We start from the raw sequence: 16,699 nt of genomic DNA on the forward strand, positions 1-16,699 counted from the left end.
GTGATGCTATGAACTGTATATTATTGCCAGATACCAGCTTTCAAAATGGCTCTGCCTACATTAATGATTTAACGCAAATTGCCCATGTTAATAAAGTACTGGATGCCAAGGTGGGCGATACGTTAAAAATCGGTCAATTGGGTGGCAAACTTGGCAGCGCTATTATTAAAGATATTGCGCCCGATAGTATTGAACTGGGTGAGATAAAGCTAACCATCAATCCGCCACTAAAGCTCAATCTTACAGTGGTGCTGGCATTGCCACGGCCAAAAGTGTTACGCCGCCTAATCATGGATATGACCGCGCTTGGCGTCAACGATATTATTCTTATCAATAGCTACCGTACGCAAAAAAGCTATTGGCAAAGCCCAATGTTAGATCGCCTTGACGAGTTTGTACTAGAGGGGCTGCAGCAAGGTATTGATACAGTTGCGCCGCGCATCAGTCTACAAAAACGCTTTAAACCCTTTGTTGAAGACGAGCTTGCAAGCTTAATAACCAATCGCGCCATCGTTGCTCATCCTTATAGCGCGCTGTCTTTTGCGCAATATGTACAACAACAACGAGAAAATCCTGAACTACTTCATAACTCAGCGCTGCCGAGCATGGTATTTATCGGTGCTGAAGGCGGCTGGATTGATTATGAGATTGATTTACTTGCCGAGCAAGGTTGCACGGCAGTCAATATAGGTCCACGTATATTGCGTACGGAAGCAGCGGTTAATGTCATTTTGGGGCAGTGGCTTCTCTCAGATGCTAAGATGCGGCTGCTTTAGAATATGGGTGCTCTAATGTCAAAGCAAACCCGTAAAAGTTAGTTAGAATTCTGCTTAAATATGGCTGTTTAAAGGTGTTTATTAGACGATAATTTTGCTGCACGGTTGCACTAAATAAATGTATTGATAATTAATCTCATTTCGATTAGTATATTGTCTCTCAGACATTAATGTCTTATTAATCCCGCTATTCAATCATTTTCTAATGATTTTAATGTCTTTTTATCTCACTTATCCGTAGCACCATTATGGGGAAATCCATGTCATTAACTGCTATCAGTGCAAATCTATCTTCTACTAAGCTTATTTTACCCGTTGCTGTATTTGGTCTGATGTTAGGGCTGACTGGCTGTAATAATGCCTCGGCACCAGAAGAAGGTGCTGAAGCTGTGACAGCTGATGCTGAACAATCTAGCACTGAGCAAGAAGTGGCTACAAATGATGATGCGACGGCAGCTGGTGGGCAAACGGTCACCATCTACTCATCACGTAATGAGCAGTTAATCAAACCATTATTAGATCGTTATACTGAGCAGACAGGCGTTAAAATTGAGCTGGTCACTGATAAAACTGGCCCATTGATGGCGCGCTTACAAGCGGAAGGTAAAAATACCCCTGCTGATATGCTATTAACTGTCGATGCCGGTAACTTATGGCAAGCAGCTGAGCAAGGTTTATTGCAACCGGTTGCCTCTAGCGTGCTAGAAAAAAATGTCCCTGCTAAATATCGTGATCCAGAAGGTCAGTGGACAGGTCTGTCATTACGCGCCCGTACGATTTTTTATGACCCAAGTAAAGTCAGTGCCGACCAATTATCTACCTATGCCGATTTGGCCGATCCAAAATGGAAAGGCAAATTGTGTCTACGTACTTCTAAGAAAGTTTATAACCAGTCATTGGTTGCAAGCATGATGGAGCACTTGGGCGAAGAGAAAACCGAGCAAGTTATTCGTGGTTGGGTAGATAATTTAGCGACCGACGTATTCAGCGATGATACCAATTTGTTAGAGGCGATTGCTGCCGGTCAGTGTGAAGTGGGTATTGCCAATAGCTACTACTATGGTCGTATGCTTGATGAGAAACCAAACTTCCCTGTAAAAATATTTTGGGCAAACCAAGGTACGACTGGTACCCACGTTAATATCTCTGGAGCTGGGGTAGTAACAGGTTCAGACAATCCAGATGGCGCGCTTAAATTGATGGAGTGGTTGTCTTCTGATGAGGCGCAAGGTTTATATGCCAGTGCTGATAAAGAATTCCCAGTCAAAGCGGGTATTGATGAATCAGAGATGCTCAAATCATGGGGTCCATTTAAACAAGACGATATCAACGTCCAGAAATTTGGTGAGCTACAAACCAAAGCCATTCAAATGATGGATAAAGCGGGTTATAAATAATAGACTGGCAGTAGCTGAGCGGTTGATTTTTAGCTATTAGGTGTTTATTAATTCAGCATCTAATAGCGTCATTATGCGTATGACACGGTAACAATCTATGATAACAATGCCAGAAGCGTCTGCTAAGCAAGACAATACTGTCAATGAAGCCAGTAATGACAAAAATAGCCCATCTATTAGTCACGACCATGTCGTCCGCAAACGTATCCTCTCAAAATCAGTCTTAGGACTGATTTCGTTGTTTATGCTAGTACCGATTTTAATCGTACTATTATCGTGGACGCAGCCGGTCGCCGATATTTGGACACACATGCGCGAATATGTACTGCCGCAAGTGTTAAAAAATACCGTCATTTTATTGATGATGGTGACGGTGATTTCTGGCGTTATCGGGACGGGGCTTGCCTGGGTGACCAGTATGTACCGCTTCCCTGGACAGCGGTTTTTTGCGTGGGCGCTCATGTTGCCATTAGCAATGCCAGCTTATGTCTTAGCATTTGTTACTGTCGGTATCGTTGACTTTAGTGGGCCGCTGCAAACTGCCTTAAGGGAGTTTGGTTTTACTACTGCTATCCCATCGGTTCGTAATGTTTGGGGTGCAGGTTTAGTATTGTCGTTGGCATTTTATCCTTATGTCTATTTGCTTGCACGCCAAGCGTTTTTATCACAAGGCAGGCGGGCGATTGAAGCCGGACAGATGCTTGGGTTAAGTCGTAGCAAGGTGTTCTTTCGGCTAGCGTTACCACAAGCACTACCGTGGGTCATTGGTGGTTTGCTACTTGCTAGTATGGAGACACTGGCAGATTTTGGCGCAGTGTCAGTATTTAATGTCGATACTTTTACGACAGCGATTTATAAAGCGTGGTTTGGATTTTTTAGTTTAACCACGGCCGCGCAGCTGGCAGCATTATTAATTGGCGTGGTTTTTATCGTCGTTTTGTTTGAGCAGTACTGGCAAGCAAAGCGCGGCAATACCATAACTCAGGGTAGCAGTAAGCGATTTGAAGCCAGTAAACCGGCAAGGTGGGGCATGGCGCTACTTTGCACGTTGGTGTTTTTAGTGGCGTTTTTGGTTCCGTTTTTACAGCTGCTTTATTGGACTGCAGAAAATTTCCAGCAAGATTTTGATGCGCGTTATATTGATTTTGTCACCAATAGCCTTATGATTGCTAGTATGACCACGATATTTATCGCATTTTTGGCGATTATTATTGCGTGGGTCAAGCGACAATATCCAGATAAATCTACCAAGCTGATGACCACCTTAGCTAATTTGGGTTATGTGGTGCCGGGTACGGTATTAGCCGTTGGGATATTTATTCCGATTGCATGGCTTGATAATCAGCTGATAGCTTTTGGTATTACCTCAACGCAGTTTTTTTCTGGTAGTGTCATCGTCATGCTACTTGCTTTATCGACGCGCTTTATGACCGTGAGCTTTCAGCCGGTAGATCGTCAGCTACAGCGCTTGACGGTCAATCAAGAAGCAGCCGCTAAATTACTCAGTGATAGTCCGTATCAGCGCTGGCGGCAAGTGATGCTGCCCGTCCTTAGTCCAGGGGTGTTGACCGGATTATTAATGGGCTTTGTCGAAGTCATGAAAGAGATGCCGATTACATTGATGACGCGGAGACAGGGCTGGGATACGCTGGCAGTAAGAGTGTTTGAGATGACCAGTGAAGGTATGTGGGGACGCGCCGCCTTGCCTAGTTTATTGATTGTGCTGGTTGGGCTTATTCCTGTTTGGGTATTGCTGCGTCAAAGCGATAAGCAAGGTTAAGCGTGTTTATCATTAAAGAGCAAGTTTAAAAAACAACCATACTGAAAAAAGCCATATTAAAAACCGCGTTAATGATGGGTTTTATTCACTAATAGCTTACTGGTACCGTCTATGTATACTGACTTGATGAACGATTCAACCAATCCAGCAGCGTCTAAATCTTTAAAGCCTGAATCCTTAAAGATAGGCGGCAAGCCAAGACCGGAGTATGTGAAAAAACCGCCCGTCACGCTATTAACCAAAGCTCAGGTAGCACAGCTGCAAGCGGATAAAATTTTGCCTCACAGCTCATCAACACAAGATACTTTAAATCAAAGCATATTAAATCAAACTACCTTAAATAAAGAAACAGCAGGACAAATTCACTTGCAAGATAACCATGTTTTTAATTCCTCTAAAAAGAACACTAGCGTTGATGATGCTTATTTTAGCGTGCAAGATTTAATAGTTGGTTATGACGATACGATTATCGTTAATGGCTTATCGCTTGATTTGCAACAAGGTGAAATCGGCTGCTTTTTGGGTTATAGCGGCTGCGGTAAAACCACGGCCTTAAGGGCGATTGCAGGCTTAGAGCAAAGCCGTGGCGGCAAGATTCGCTTAAGCAATCAGCGTTTAACGGAACAAACCGCACGTACTACCTTTGCGGTCGCGCCAGCCAAGCGCGGCATGGGCATGGTGTTTCAGGATTATGCCTTATTCGGACATTTAAGCGTGGCAAAAAACATCGCTTTCGGCCTTAATAAATGGTCGGCTGCTGACAAAAAAGCCCGTGTTAAAGAGATGCTAGAGCTTGTCGAATTATCTGAACACGCGGATAAGCGTCCTAGCGAGCTATCAGGCGGACAGCAGCAGCGGGTAGCGTTGGCACGTGCATTGGCACCAAAACCCAAACTTTTGCTACTTGATGAACCTTTTTCTAACTTAGATGTGGTGCTACGTGAATCACTGGCAATGAACGTCCGTGATATCCTTAAACGCACCAATACCACCGCTATTTTGGTCACTCATGATCAGAACGAAGCCTTTGCGTTAGCCGATAAAGTCGGGGTAATGGATAAAGGTAAGTTGGTTCAATGGGCAACGCCAAGTGAGCTATATCATGAGCCAGTCAGTCCGTTTGTCGCTGAATTTGTCGGTGAAGGGGCAATGATAGACGGTATTATCAAAGAAGGTCATGTTGAAACTGCACTTGGTGATATTTATCGGCGTATGGAAGTTTATGATGCGTCAGGTCATCCGCAGTATTGCGAGTATGACTATCCGAATGGTACGCCGATTAAGGTGTTAGTACGTCCTGATGATATCATTCATGATGATGAAAGCACGCAGACCGCCTTAGTCGTTGGACGTGTATTTCGCGGGGCAAACTATCTTTATCGCTTGCAATTAGCGGATGGTCAAACCGTACTATCTCTCGTTGCCAGCCATCATAACCATGAGATTGGTTCACAAATTGGTATCTTACCTATCCTAGAGCACGTGGTGGTGTTTGATGAAAAAGACATCAATGCCACCACATGGTCAGAGTATGATAGGTCTGAGCGCGTGGAAGAAATTAGATAATTGTTATAATTAGATAATTGTTATTTTTAAGCTTGGCGAGTGGCCAGTATATGTAAATAACGTCCCAGCCATTTATAGGGCTCGAGTTGTGAATAGCGCAGCTCCATGCGTATGACTGCTTCAGGATCATTATGACCACCCCGTTTCAACGGCGAATAATCATGAAATACGCGCAAGCCACTGGCAAGTATCGTTTGATAATGATGAGCTTCTAACCAAGATTCAACTTCTTCTTTAGCTACCGGATGATTGGGCGTGAGGCTTTTTTTATTGTCCGCTTTATACTCGGTATTATCCAATAAATTAAAGTTACCCATAATAAGATTGCGATAATCAAAACTCGCCGGATTATAAAAGCACAGCGAGAGCGCGCCATTTTCAGTCAAATGCTGATTAAAAAAATCCATCACTGCTACAGGCTCTGCTAACCATTCAAGCAGCGCATGGCACATAATCAAATCAAACTTTTCTGTGTTACTTGCTAACTTCTCTTCAAGCTCTTGATACGGGCATACATACCAATTGATAGCCAATTTTGCATTGTCTTGATTGCTTTCACCGCATTGTGCAGCATTTGCTTGAGCTTTCTCTAACATATTGGATGAGATATCATTAATAATCAGTTCATGCCCTTGGATAGCAAGCTCAATCGCAATTTGCGCCAGCCCTGCGCCTACATCCAAAATCCGTAACGGTCGCCCAATTATTTCCCTCATCTGCGTGCAATAGGCAAAAATATCACGGCGCAATACTGCCAGACGAATGTCACCCTTTAAGCCACCGTAAACCTTTTTTTCAAAGTGGTCAGCAATCGCATCAAAGCTACGATCCGTACGCGTATCGGGTTGGTTTATTGACGGCGTGATTGCTTGGTTCACTGACTGGCTGCTTTCGTGATTCATAATAGGCTCTGTTTTATCTAAAGTATTTGAAATGCTTTTTCATCACTTTTTATTGGATTTTAATAGGGTTTTAGCGTATAAATAGTAAAGCTTAAGTATTGGTATTCATTGATTGTCACATTGATTGTCACTAAGTCATCTGGTTTAGAAGTTTGATTTAAAAAAGCGAGTTATAAAAAGTATTTATTAAAAATGTCAGCTAGGTCTGATTTATCTATTGCCAAGGATTTTAGGCAATTTTTTTGTTTTACTACTGCTAAGGATAGCAATCATGGTCTTACCCCATTCATCCATTATAAACAAACCCATCATGACACGCGGTATATTATCGCTAGCGATTGCCAGTAGCTTATTGCTTGTTGGTTGTGGTGATGATAATGAGCGTTTCGTTGAATCACCTTCGTCTTCTGCCAGCGCTGTATTTGTAAAAACCTTTACGGCAAACGAGGTCAATAGTAGTTTTGGTCTAGCAAATACTGCAACGCCTGTGGCTAAGTGCGGCGTTACCATAGAAAAAGTCAGCTATGATACCAAAGGTGCCGCTGACGAAGATACCAATGCTACGGCCGCTTTGATGTTACCAACTGGCGATGCGGCTGAATGCAAAGGTGATCGCCCAGTATTATTATACGCGCATGGCACAACGACTGATAAAGGCTATGATTTTGCCCAAGTGGGCAATATCGAAAACCCTGCGGTGGGGGAAGCAAACTTAATTGCCGCAAACTTTGCTGCACAAGGCTATATCGTTGTCGCACCCAACTATGCGGGCTATGATACCTCAAAACTTGATTACCATCCTTATTTGGTTGCCCAGCAGCAGTCGACCGACATGGTCGACGCTCTAGATAGCGCGCGCAGCATTATCGAACACAAAAAACGTGCCAATGATGCCAATTACAGTAAAATTGATGATTCAGGTAAGCTATTTATCGCTGGTTACTCGCAAGGTGGTTATGTCACTATGGCAACGGCGAGATTACTAGAATCACAAAAAAAACCAGTGACGGCGATTGCACCATCATCTGGTCCTTATGCATTGGCGGCTTTTGGTGATGAAATCTTTATGGGCAATGTCAATATTGGGGCGTCGCGCTTTGCGCCCTTACTTGGTATTGGCTTACAAGAAAAATACGGCAATATTTACAATAAAAAATCAGATATTTTCTTAGATAAGTATGCCGACGCACAGCTACCTAGTAATATCCCATTTGGTGAGTTAGTTCAAGCAGGAAAACTGCCTAATAATGCTTTATTCCAAAAGAATCCTAGCGATCCAAGGCTGGCAGGTCTATTACCAGGTAAGCTGTTTTCTAGTTTTGCTGGTTATGATGACAATGATTATCTGATTAAAACGGATTTCCGAGCGACTTATGTAGCGGATACGCAAAAAAATCCTGATGGTCTATGGGCAGAAAATGGCAATGGGCTTACAGCAGTTACTCCTGAGAATAATCTGCGTAAAGCGCTCAAGGATAATGATTTACGTGGTTATGTGCCTACTATGCCAACGTTTATTTGTGGTGGTAACCAAGATCCGACTGTATATTTTGATACTAATACCGGCTCAATGGTAAAACTGCTACAGGCGGAAGTGGCCAAAAATCCCACCAAAAAACTTAATATTACGGTTTTAGATGTGGATGCAGATAATAAAGCAGATCGTCCCGACAAGCAGGACTTTACTATGATTGGACAGGCGTCAATGAACAAATGGGATGCAGTTGCTGTCAAAAATAGCGTGCAAACCAATTTTAGTAATAGCGTTAAAAAAGTCAAAGATGATGCAGATCCAAACGGTGGTGTAGCGTCATTATTAGCGTTTTATACCAATTATCACGGCGGTTTGGTCAGTCCAGCCTGTACTGAAGCTACGCGTGAATTCTTTAATCAGGAATTCAAACCTGTTTAAAATGTTTTATCATTAAACATATAAGTAGTTTCAATCTTACTCGCGAAAAAAACTGTGTCCATCGGATGCAGTTTTTTTATACAACAGCCTTTAAAAACGGCAAAGGCAACACTCTGTTGTTAAAGTCGTTTTTATCCTTATTGCCATATCCAAAAATCAACGCTAATGAGCTGTTTTGCTTGATTTTAATAGCACCTAGAACCCCCTAAATCGACAAAAATGTGCTAAAATAGCTTCTTTAATTAAACATTACTTTTAACAAAAACCGTATCGCCATTTTCCTATGGTTTTGCTCGTTTGATAGTGCTTTTTAGTGTTGATATAGCAATCATAGTTGCGCGTTTGTGCAGCTATATTTTTATATTAGCTTAAGTGCTTTTAAGGCGGTCAACCCTTAGAGAAAGTATGTGAGTGAAGGAGTGTATATGAGCGACTCGATCAGTCCTATTGCCATCGTGGATGAATTAAAGCAGTCCTATTTGGATTATGCGATGAGCGTGATCGTCTCGCGCGCGCTGCCTGATGTGCGTGATGGGTTCAAACCGGTACACCGCCGCGTGATGTACGCGATGCATGTGCTGTCTAACGATTATAATAAAGCTTATAAGAAGTCGGCGCGTGTGGTCGGTGACGTCATCGGTAAATATCACCCGCATGGCGATAGTGCTGTTTATGATGCGATTGTACGTATGGCGCAGGACTTTAGTCTGCGTTACCCTATGGTCGATGGTCAAGGTAACTTTGGTTCGATTGATGATGATCCACCGGCAGCGATGCGTTATACCGAAGTCCGTATGACCAAGCTGACTCATCAAATGCTTGCGGACTTGGATAAAGACACCGTCGACTGGGAAGACAACTACGATGGCTCTGAGCGTATGCCAAGCGTGTTGCCTGCGCGTATTCCAAACTTATTGGTCAACGGTGCCACCGGTATTGCAGTTGGTATGGCAACCAATATGGCGCCGCACAACCTGACTGAAGTGATTAATGCTTGCCTAGCTTATGCTGAAAACCCGCAAATATCTGCCGAAGAGTTGATGTCGCATATTTCAGGTCCTGACTTTCCAACAGGCGGTATTATTTACGGTCGCGCGGGTATCTTAGATGCTTATCGCACCGGTAAAGGTCGCTTGCACGTACGTGGTCGTTATATCATCGAGCCGATGAGTGATACCGGTGTCAACCGTGACCGTGAGCGCATTGTCTTTACCGAAGTGCCTTACCAAACCAATAAAGCTAAGTTGATTGAGCGTATCGCTGAACTGGTACGTGACAAAAAAATCGAAGGTATTACCGAAATTCGTGATGAGTCTGATAAAGACGGTATGCGTATCGCTATTGATTTACGTCGCGGTGAGACGGCAGAAGTGATCGTTAATAACTTGTTCCTACAAACGCCACTCGAATCTAGCTTTAGTATCAATATGGTGGCGCTAGATAACGGTCAGCCAAAACTATTGACTTTACGCCAGCTGATTGCGGCCTTTGTCCGTCACCGTCAAGAAGTGGTTACGCGCCGTACGATTTATGAGCTTAATAAAGCCCGTGTTCGTGGTCATTTGCTCGAAGGTTTGGCCGTGGCACTTGCCAATATTGACGATATTATTGCGACGATTAAAGCGTCTGCTAACCGCGGCTTGGCACGTGAAAGCTTATTAAGTAACACTTGGGGTTCAGGTAGCGTCGTTGCGATGCTAACCGCTGCAGGTAGCCAGTCAGTACGTCCAGATTTTATCGAAGGTGAAGATCCAAAAGCGCCGTTTGGCTTAATTGATGGTTCAGTTGAAGGTGAGCAACGCTATCGGTTATCACTTGAGCAGGTCAATGCTATTTTGGACATGCAGCTGCATCGTCTAACCGGTCTTGAGCAAGACAAATTGACCGAAGAATACCAAGACTTGCTGCGTGAAATTGCAAATTTAGAGTCCATCCTTGGTGATTTTGATAAGCTAATGACCATTATCTCAAACGAGATGATTGAGATTCGTGAAAACTTCGGTGATGAGCGCCGTACCGATATCATTGATTCACGCATGGACTTCAACCGTGAAGACCTTATCCCAGAGCAAACTGTGGTAATGACAGTTTCTCGTACGGGTTACGCAAAAACGCAGCCGATTGATGACTATGTCGCGCAAAAACGTGGTGGTAAAGGCAAATCTGCGACTGCGATGAAAGAAGATGATGTGATTGATCACTTGGTTGTGACATCTACGCATGCCACTGTATTATGTTTCACTGATACGGGTCGTGTGTTTAGCTTACGTGGTTTTGAAGTACCGATTGCCAGTCGCGGCGCCCGTGGTCGTCCATTGGTGAATTTAATTGGCTTAAATCCTGATGAAACGGTCACCACGATACTGCCTATTCCAAAAATCGTAGAAGATTTATATAGTAAAGGTGAGACATCAGCAGATGCCTTAGTAGATGGCGATGACAGCTTATCAGAAGATAATAATTTAGATGATAGCACGCAAGCAGAGCCGCCTTTTGTATTCTTTGCAACCGCCAATGGTACCGTGAAGCGTGTCGAGCTGAAACAGTTTGCCAATATTCGCTCGAATGGCCTGATTGCAGTTGGTTTGGAAGAAGGCGATAAATTGGTCAGCGCTCGTATCACCAATGGTAGCCAAGAAGTTATGCTATTTGCTTCAAGTGGTAAAGCGATTCGTTTTGATGAAAATGATGCGCGTGCAATGGGTCGTACTGCTAAAGGCGTTCGTGGTATGCGTTTGGCGGCTGATGAGTTTATTAAATCATTGGTGGTTATCGAAGATGACGTACACGAGATTCTGATTGCTTGTGAAAACGGCTTTGGCAAACGTACCTTTATCGATGAATTTAATACACAAAATCGTGGCGGTGGCGGTGTGATTGCGATTAAAACAAGCGCACGTAATGGTGCGCTGGTACGTGCGACTAAGGTTGACTCTACAGACGATATTATTTTAATCTCAGACAAAGGTACTTTAGTGCGTACCCCAGTTGAGCATGTTGCTAGCTCTGGTCGTAATACGCAAGGTGTGACGCTGATTCGTCTTTCAAAAGATGAGAAGCTGGTTGCTATGGCGCGTGTTGAGCACGAAGAAAGCGACGATGAGCTCATTGATGCCATGAGAGAAGATGGAACGTTTGCAGTAGAAGGTCAAGAGCAAATCGATATTGATGCCGAAACTGGCAACACAGCGACGACCGATATCAATGACGTTGTTGATGGTGCAAACGACGACTTAGTAGATAACGAAAAATCGAATGATGAAGCAGATGAAAACACAGACGATGAAGAGTAAATATCTCAGTTGTTAGCTTTTTAGTTTAGTTAGCAATACTGCTGTAGAAAAAGCCTCTGACGATATCGTTGGAGGCTTTTTTTCTGAGTGCTGTTTATTTTTAAAGTCTGTTTTTTAGCTTTTAATCTATACATCTTAGCTTTTGTCTTCTAACCTTTATAAACTGGTTATAAATTATAAAAAATACTCATTAAGCGTTATTTTTAAGGCTGTTGTTATGCTTACGACCAATCAAACTTTTCAGGGAACCTTAGCAGCCGTATCATCTAGTTTTTTATTTTCATTGATGTTCTTGTTTGGGTTATTTATGTTGCCCTTAACGGGTACACAAGTGGCGTCATGGCGGGTGCTGATGATGTTATTGAGCTTACTGATATTGGTCAGTTTTACTAAGCAATGGCAACACGTTTTTGATTATCTAAAAACCTTAAAAACCCTGAAAGAATGGCTGATATTTATATTGCCCACACCTATATTGGGTGGACAGATTTGGCTGTTTATGTGGGGGCCAGTCAATGGTTTTGGTCTTGATGTCACCTTGGGTTATTTTTTATTGCCGCTGGTGATGATAGTGCTGGGGCGCTTTTTTTATCATGAGAATATGAGTGCATTGCAGTGGATGGCAGCGCTACTTGCAGCACTGGGGATTGGCTATGATATATTTCAATATGGGACGGTATCATGGGTGACGTTATTTGTATGCTTGGGTTATCCGCCTTATTATCTCCTGCGGCGTAAGCTTGCCGTACCGCCGATTACCGGTTTGCTTTCAGATTTGACCTTGCTGACGCCGGTGGTACTCATCATGCTCTATAGCAGCGGCGGCTTTAGCGTGGCGGCAGAAAACATAAAGTTTTGGTATTTATTGCCACTGCTCGGTGCTTTTAGTGCGCTCGCAATGTCGCTGACCATGGTTGCCAGTAGTAAGCTGCCAGTGTCGTTATTTGGTGCATTAAGTTATGTAGAACCGATGCTGCTGTTTGTTTTATCCATTACCGTTTTAAACCAAAGCCTCGATGAAGGCGGCTCGTTATTTATGTACGGCATGATTACTTCGGCGTTATTTATCATGATTGCTGATAGTGTGATGGGTTATCTTCGTCGTCGCCGTGACAATCATTTGCATGGCTACCGCGAGCCACAAGTGGGCGGCTTTCCACCGCGCCGCCGTTTGATAAATCGCCGTATCGATGGGGTGTTAGCTGCCCATCGTTTCCGTAAGATACGTCGTTATCAAAAAAAGATGGATAGAATACAGCGTAAAATCGAGCAGCTAGATACTAAGTAAGCAGAGCGATGGATATGAGTTAAATAGGTAGAGTTAATAAGCCAAATATCAAAATGAATAGACGGGTTAAGTCAATGTATTGCTTATCTATTCTGACTTTGACATAATGTAAACCTTGATATAAACACTCAGTATTTACAGCGTTTATCTCAACATTATACGATTGATTTATCAGCAAAAAATTCTATAGATAGAAACTTATAGACAGAAGGCCTCCGACGTTCGCGTCTGAGGCTTTTGTTTTTTTTCAAAATTGCCAAGGACGTGCGCTTATCTCTAAAGGCTGTTGTTATGTTCCCCACCAATCAAACGTCGCAGGGCACCATCGTTGCAGTAGCAGCAAATTTTCTTTATGCATTGCTATTTTTATTTGGTCTATTGATGCAGCCATTATCGGGGACGCAGGTCGCTTCTTGGCGCGTGCTGATGATGCTATTGAGCTTGGTGCTACTGGTCAGTGTCCTTAAACAATGGCAGCATATTTTTGATTATCTCAAAACCTTAAAGACTGCAAAAGAGTGGTTTTTATTTATCATACCCACACCGATTTTGGGCGCACAAATTTGGATATTTATGTGGGCACCCGTCAATGATTTGGGTCTAGAGGTGACCTTGGGTTATTTCTTATACCCTATGATTATGATTATCGTGGGACGCTTTTTTTATAATGAAGACATGACGCTGCTACAGTGGTTGGCTACCATCTGTGCCGCGCTCGGTATTGCCTATGATATCTTGCAATATGGCGCTATTTCTTGGGCGACTTTATTTGTTTGTTTGGGATATCCGCCTTATTACCTGTTGCGTCGTAAACTTGCCGTACCACCGATTACAGGGCTTATTTCGGATTTGGTTTTATTAACGCCGGTGGTTATCATCGCCTTGTATATGAGCGGTGGTTTTGAGCTTGCGATAGCGACGGATAAATTTTGGTATCTGTTACCGCTACTGGGTATCATCAGTACGGCGGCGATGGCTTTAACCATGGTCGCTAGTCAAAAGCTGCCCGTCTCGTTATTTGGTACTTTATGCTATCTTGAGCCGATATTTTTATTTATATTTTCCATCACTATCTTGCATCAAAGCATCGATGAAGGTGGCTCGTTATTCATGTACGGCATGATTTTTATCGCGCTGCTGATTATGATTGCCGATAGTGCGCTTGGTTATGTGACTCGTAAGCGTGACGACCGCTTGCATGGGTATAACGAGCCACAAGTCGGTAGTTTTCCGCCACGCCGCCGTTTAAAAAATCGCCGTATCAAAGGCGTATTGACCGCGCATCGTTTCCGTAAGATTATAAAGTATCAGCAAAAAATAGATAAAATGACACGTAAAATTGAAGAGTTACATGCTAAATAACACTGGCAGATTAAGGGCGATAAGTTTGACTTGCTAGGCATGGTTTTGTAGCCGTGCTCTACACAGTTTCTGTGTTAAAGGCTGGTTAATTGCGCTATTATCGACAGCAGTGCTGCTACGCTCAAAACAATGTCTAATCATGCCTAATGCTGCTCAAAAGGCTTAGCAATGGAATGCGGGCGCTACCTATCATTATTATCGCTTATTCATACTATAACTAGGATGGTTTATGTTACACCTTCATCATTTAGCAAACTCACGCTCGTTTCGTATCATCTGGCTATTAGAAGAGCTTGAAGTTGATTATAAACTGACCTGCTATGAGCGTAACAAAGCTTACCGCGCGCCTGACAGTTTAAAACAAATACATCCGCTCGGTCATGCGCCGATGTTAGAAGTAAATGAGCGTGTGCTCATTGAGTCAGGATTTATCATTGAGTATTTGCTTAAGCATTATGATAGCGAGAAACAGTTCAAGCCTGCGGATGACAATGAAGCAGCGTGGGAAGCGTATACGTTTTGGCTGCATTTTGCCGAAGCATCAGTGATGCCGCCATTGGTCATGCGTTTGGTGTTCACCAAGGTGGTTGAGCAGTCGCCCATGCTTATCAAACCTGTGAGTAAAAGCATTCGTAATCAAGTCGAAAAAAGCATGATCAGCAAAAGCTTAGATACCATATTGACCATGATGGAGCAGCATCTGCAAGACAATCATTGGTTTGCCGGTAGCGAATTCAGTGCCGCTGATATCCAAATGCATCTTGCTGTTGTCGGTGCCAATGCTGGTGCCGGTTTAGATAGCAGTAAATATGCCAATATCTTAAACTGGCTGAAACGCTGTGAAGAGCGCGATGCCTTTAAGCGTGCAGAGGAAAAGGGCGGTCGTTTAAAGTTCTAAATGAAGCACATTTAATCGTTAATCAATGACTAATTTAATATGATAATAAAAGGTTTTGTTTATTTATAGACAAAACCTTTTTTAGGATAAAAAATGACAGACTTGAATAAATCAAATAAAGAAAATAATGATGTTGATCATGATATTAATACTGGCATTGCTGCTAAACGGTCGCTGAATACTGCTGATGGTAGCGTGCATAGCCAGCAAGTATCTATCAAAGCATGGTCACAAAAATTGTTGGTAGTGATTTTATGTGTTGCCAGCTTTTATGGTGGCTGGAAATCTTATGAGTCCAATATGGTCAATGAATGCACAGCCAATGGCGGGCAAATGATTGAAGGTCAAAGAACCATGCTATGCCAGTCGTTATAGCAAGTAAGGATTTAGATAAAAGAGGGCGTCTATGTTAAAGCTCACCTTTTTGGGTACTTCCGCAGGGGTACCAACCAAGCAGCGTAACGTCACAGCACTTGCTATTGAGTGCCTAAATCCTTATAGCTCGGGGGCAAGTCGACAGCAAAACAAAAAATCGCGCCCTTGGGTTTTAATTGATTGCGGTGAAGGCACACAGCAGCAACTGTTACATACCAAGCTATCTTTACATCAGCTCCAAGCGATTTGTATTACACATGTGCATGGCGACCATTGCTATGGTTTGCCAGGACTGCTGGCGAGTGCAGCCATGTCAGGACGTACTGCAGCACTGACGATTATTGCGCCAAAAGCGATAGCAATGCTGCTTGAGGCCATTACGGTAACGACTGAGCTATACTTTCCATTTGCCATTAATTTTATGGCGATAGAAGACTTGTTGTCTGAGCCAAGTGATGAACATAAAGGTGAAATAACTATCAATTTAGACCACCAGCATCAGCTGGTCATAGATATTCATCCTTTATCGCATCGTGTTGCCTCTTATGGATTTGCTATGACTGAAACTATCAGCCGTCGCACGCTCAACACAGAAAAATTAACAGCAGCAGGTATTCCAGCAAGCGCCCTGTGGGGCAGACTGCAACAGGGCGAGGATGTTATGACCAAAGACGGACGCAAGCTTTACTCAGCAGATTATGTCGATAATGATAGCCAATGTACTCGGGTAGTGATTGCAGGCGATAACGATACACCAGAATGCCTAAGTGCTGCGGTAGACGATGCAGACTTACTGGTGCATGAAGCCACTTATACCCATGAGGTTTTAAATAAAATTCAGGCAAAAAATCCAGATTTTGATCCGATGCATAGCAGCGCACAGCTGGTAGGTAGGTTCGCTCAAAACAATGAGGTTAAAAATCTAATTTTGACCCATTTTAGTGCTCGCTATCAGAGTTTTGATAACCTGCAGAGTAGTACACCGAACATGGCGCATATTCGTTTGGATGCCCAAAGTGCTTATACAGGCAATCTATGGTTGGCAGCAGATTTCGACCAATATATGGTGAATGGCTCAACTGATTTGATAGACGAAGAAGAAAGTAGCGGCGTGCAGTATCTAGGCTCTGCACGCTCTCATAAAAAATGA

12 protein-coding genes are annotated in these 16,699 nt (G+C 43.2%); 11 read left to right on the forward strand and 1 reads right to left on the reverse strand.

From position 1 onward, the window contains the following. The first annotated feature begins 8 nt into the window (after window positions 1-8). The 4 genes from FHS24_RS08910 (at window position 9) to FHS24_RS08925 (ending at window position 5,519) form a co-directional block, all read left to right on the forward strand. Window positions 9-776 carry a 16S rRNA (uracil(1498)-N(3))-methyltransferase gene (locus tag FHS24_RS08910; protein WP_183620761.1) on the forward strand — a complete coding sequence of 256 codons (768 nt, stop codon included), beginning with the start codon at window positions 9-11 and terminating at the stop codon, window positions 774-776. Window positions 777-1,036: 260 nt separating this feature from the next. After that, a complete protein-coding gene (locus tag FHS24_RS08915; RefSeq protein WP_183620763.1) occupies window positions 1,037-2,173 on the forward strand; it encodes a Fe(3+) ABC transporter substrate-binding protein in 1,137 nt (378 codons plus the stop codon). 97 nt (window positions 2,174-2,270) lie between these two features. Next, a complete protein-coding gene (locus tag FHS24_RS08920; RefSeq protein ID WP_183620765.1) occupies window positions 2,271-3,953 on the forward strand; it encodes an ABC transporter permease in 1,683 nt (560 codons plus the stop codon). Between the two features lie 111 nt (window positions 3,954-4,064). Continuing rightward, window positions 4,065-5,519 carry an ABC transporter ATP-binding protein gene (locus FHS24_RS08925; RefSeq protein WP_183620767.1) on the forward strand — a complete coding sequence of 485 codons (1,455 nt, stop codon included), beginning with the start codon at window positions 4,065-4,067 and terminating at the stop codon, window positions 5,517-5,519. A gap of 26 nt (window positions 5,520-5,545) precedes the next feature. On the opposite strand, the gene FHS24_RS08930 is transcribed toward FHS24_RS08925, so the two are convergent. After that, window positions 5,546-6,421: a methyltransferase gene (locus FHS24_RS08930; protein ID WP_183620769.1), complete on the reverse strand. Its 876-nt coding sequence runs from the start codon at window positions 6,419-6,421 to the stop codon at window positions 5,546-5,548. Between the two features lie 271 nt (window positions 6,422-6,692). On the opposite strand from FHS24_RS08930, the gene FHS24_RS08935 reads away from it, so the two are divergent. The 7 genes from FHS24_RS08935 (at window position 6,693) to FHS24_RS08965 (ending at window position 16,699) form a co-directional block, all read left to right on the forward strand. After that, entirely contained in the window at window positions 6,693-8,333 is a 1,641-nt protein-coding gene (locus FHS24_RS08935) for an alpha/beta hydrolase family protein (RefSeq protein ID WP_183620770.1), read from the forward strand. Window positions 8,334-8,758: 425 nt separating this feature from the next. Continuing rightward, entirely contained in the window at window positions 8,759-11,626 is a 2,868-nt protein-coding gene (gene gyrA / locus FHS24_RS08940) for a DNA gyrase subunit A (protein ID WP_183620772.1), read from the forward strand. Between the two features lie 217 nt (window positions 11,627-11,843). Continuing rightward, window positions 11,844-12,914: an EamA family transporter RarD gene (gene rarD / locus FHS24_RS08945; RefSeq protein WP_183620774.1), complete on the forward strand. Its 1,071-nt coding sequence runs from the start codon at window positions 11,844-11,846 to the stop codon at window positions 12,912-12,914. Between the two features lie 291 nt (window positions 12,915-13,205). After that, the gene (rarD, locus tag FHS24_RS08950) at window positions 13,206-14,276 is read left to right on the forward strand and encodes an EamA family transporter RarD (RefSeq protein ID WP_183620776.1); all 1,071 of its coding nucleotides are present in this window, start codon (window positions 13,206-13,208) and stop codon (window positions 14,274-14,276) included. Between the two features lie 229 nt (window positions 14,277-14,505). Beyond that, a complete protein-coding gene (locus FHS24_RS08955; RefSeq protein ID WP_183620778.1) occupies window positions 14,506-15,174 on the forward strand; it encodes a glutathione S-transferase in 669 nt (222 codons plus the stop codon). Between the two features lie 93 nt (window positions 15,175-15,267). Next, window positions 15,268-15,549 carry a hypothetical protein gene (locus FHS24_RS08960; protein ID WP_183620780.1) on the forward strand — a complete coding sequence of 94 codons (282 nt, stop codon included), beginning with the start codon at window positions 15,268-15,270 and terminating at the stop codon, window positions 15,547-15,549. A 31-nt stretch (window positions 15,550-15,580) separates the two neighbouring features. Continuing rightward, a complete protein-coding gene (locus FHS24_RS08965; protein ID WP_183620781.1) occupies window positions 15,581-16,699 on the forward strand; it encodes a ribonuclease Z in 1,119 nt (372 codons plus the stop codon).

The sequence above is a fragment of the Psychrobacter luti genome (assembly GCF_014192115.1).
In the GTDB taxonomy this organism is placed as follows: domain Bacteria; phylum Pseudomonadota; class Gammaproteobacteria; order Pseudomonadales; family Moraxellaceae; genus Psychrobacter; species Psychrobacter luti.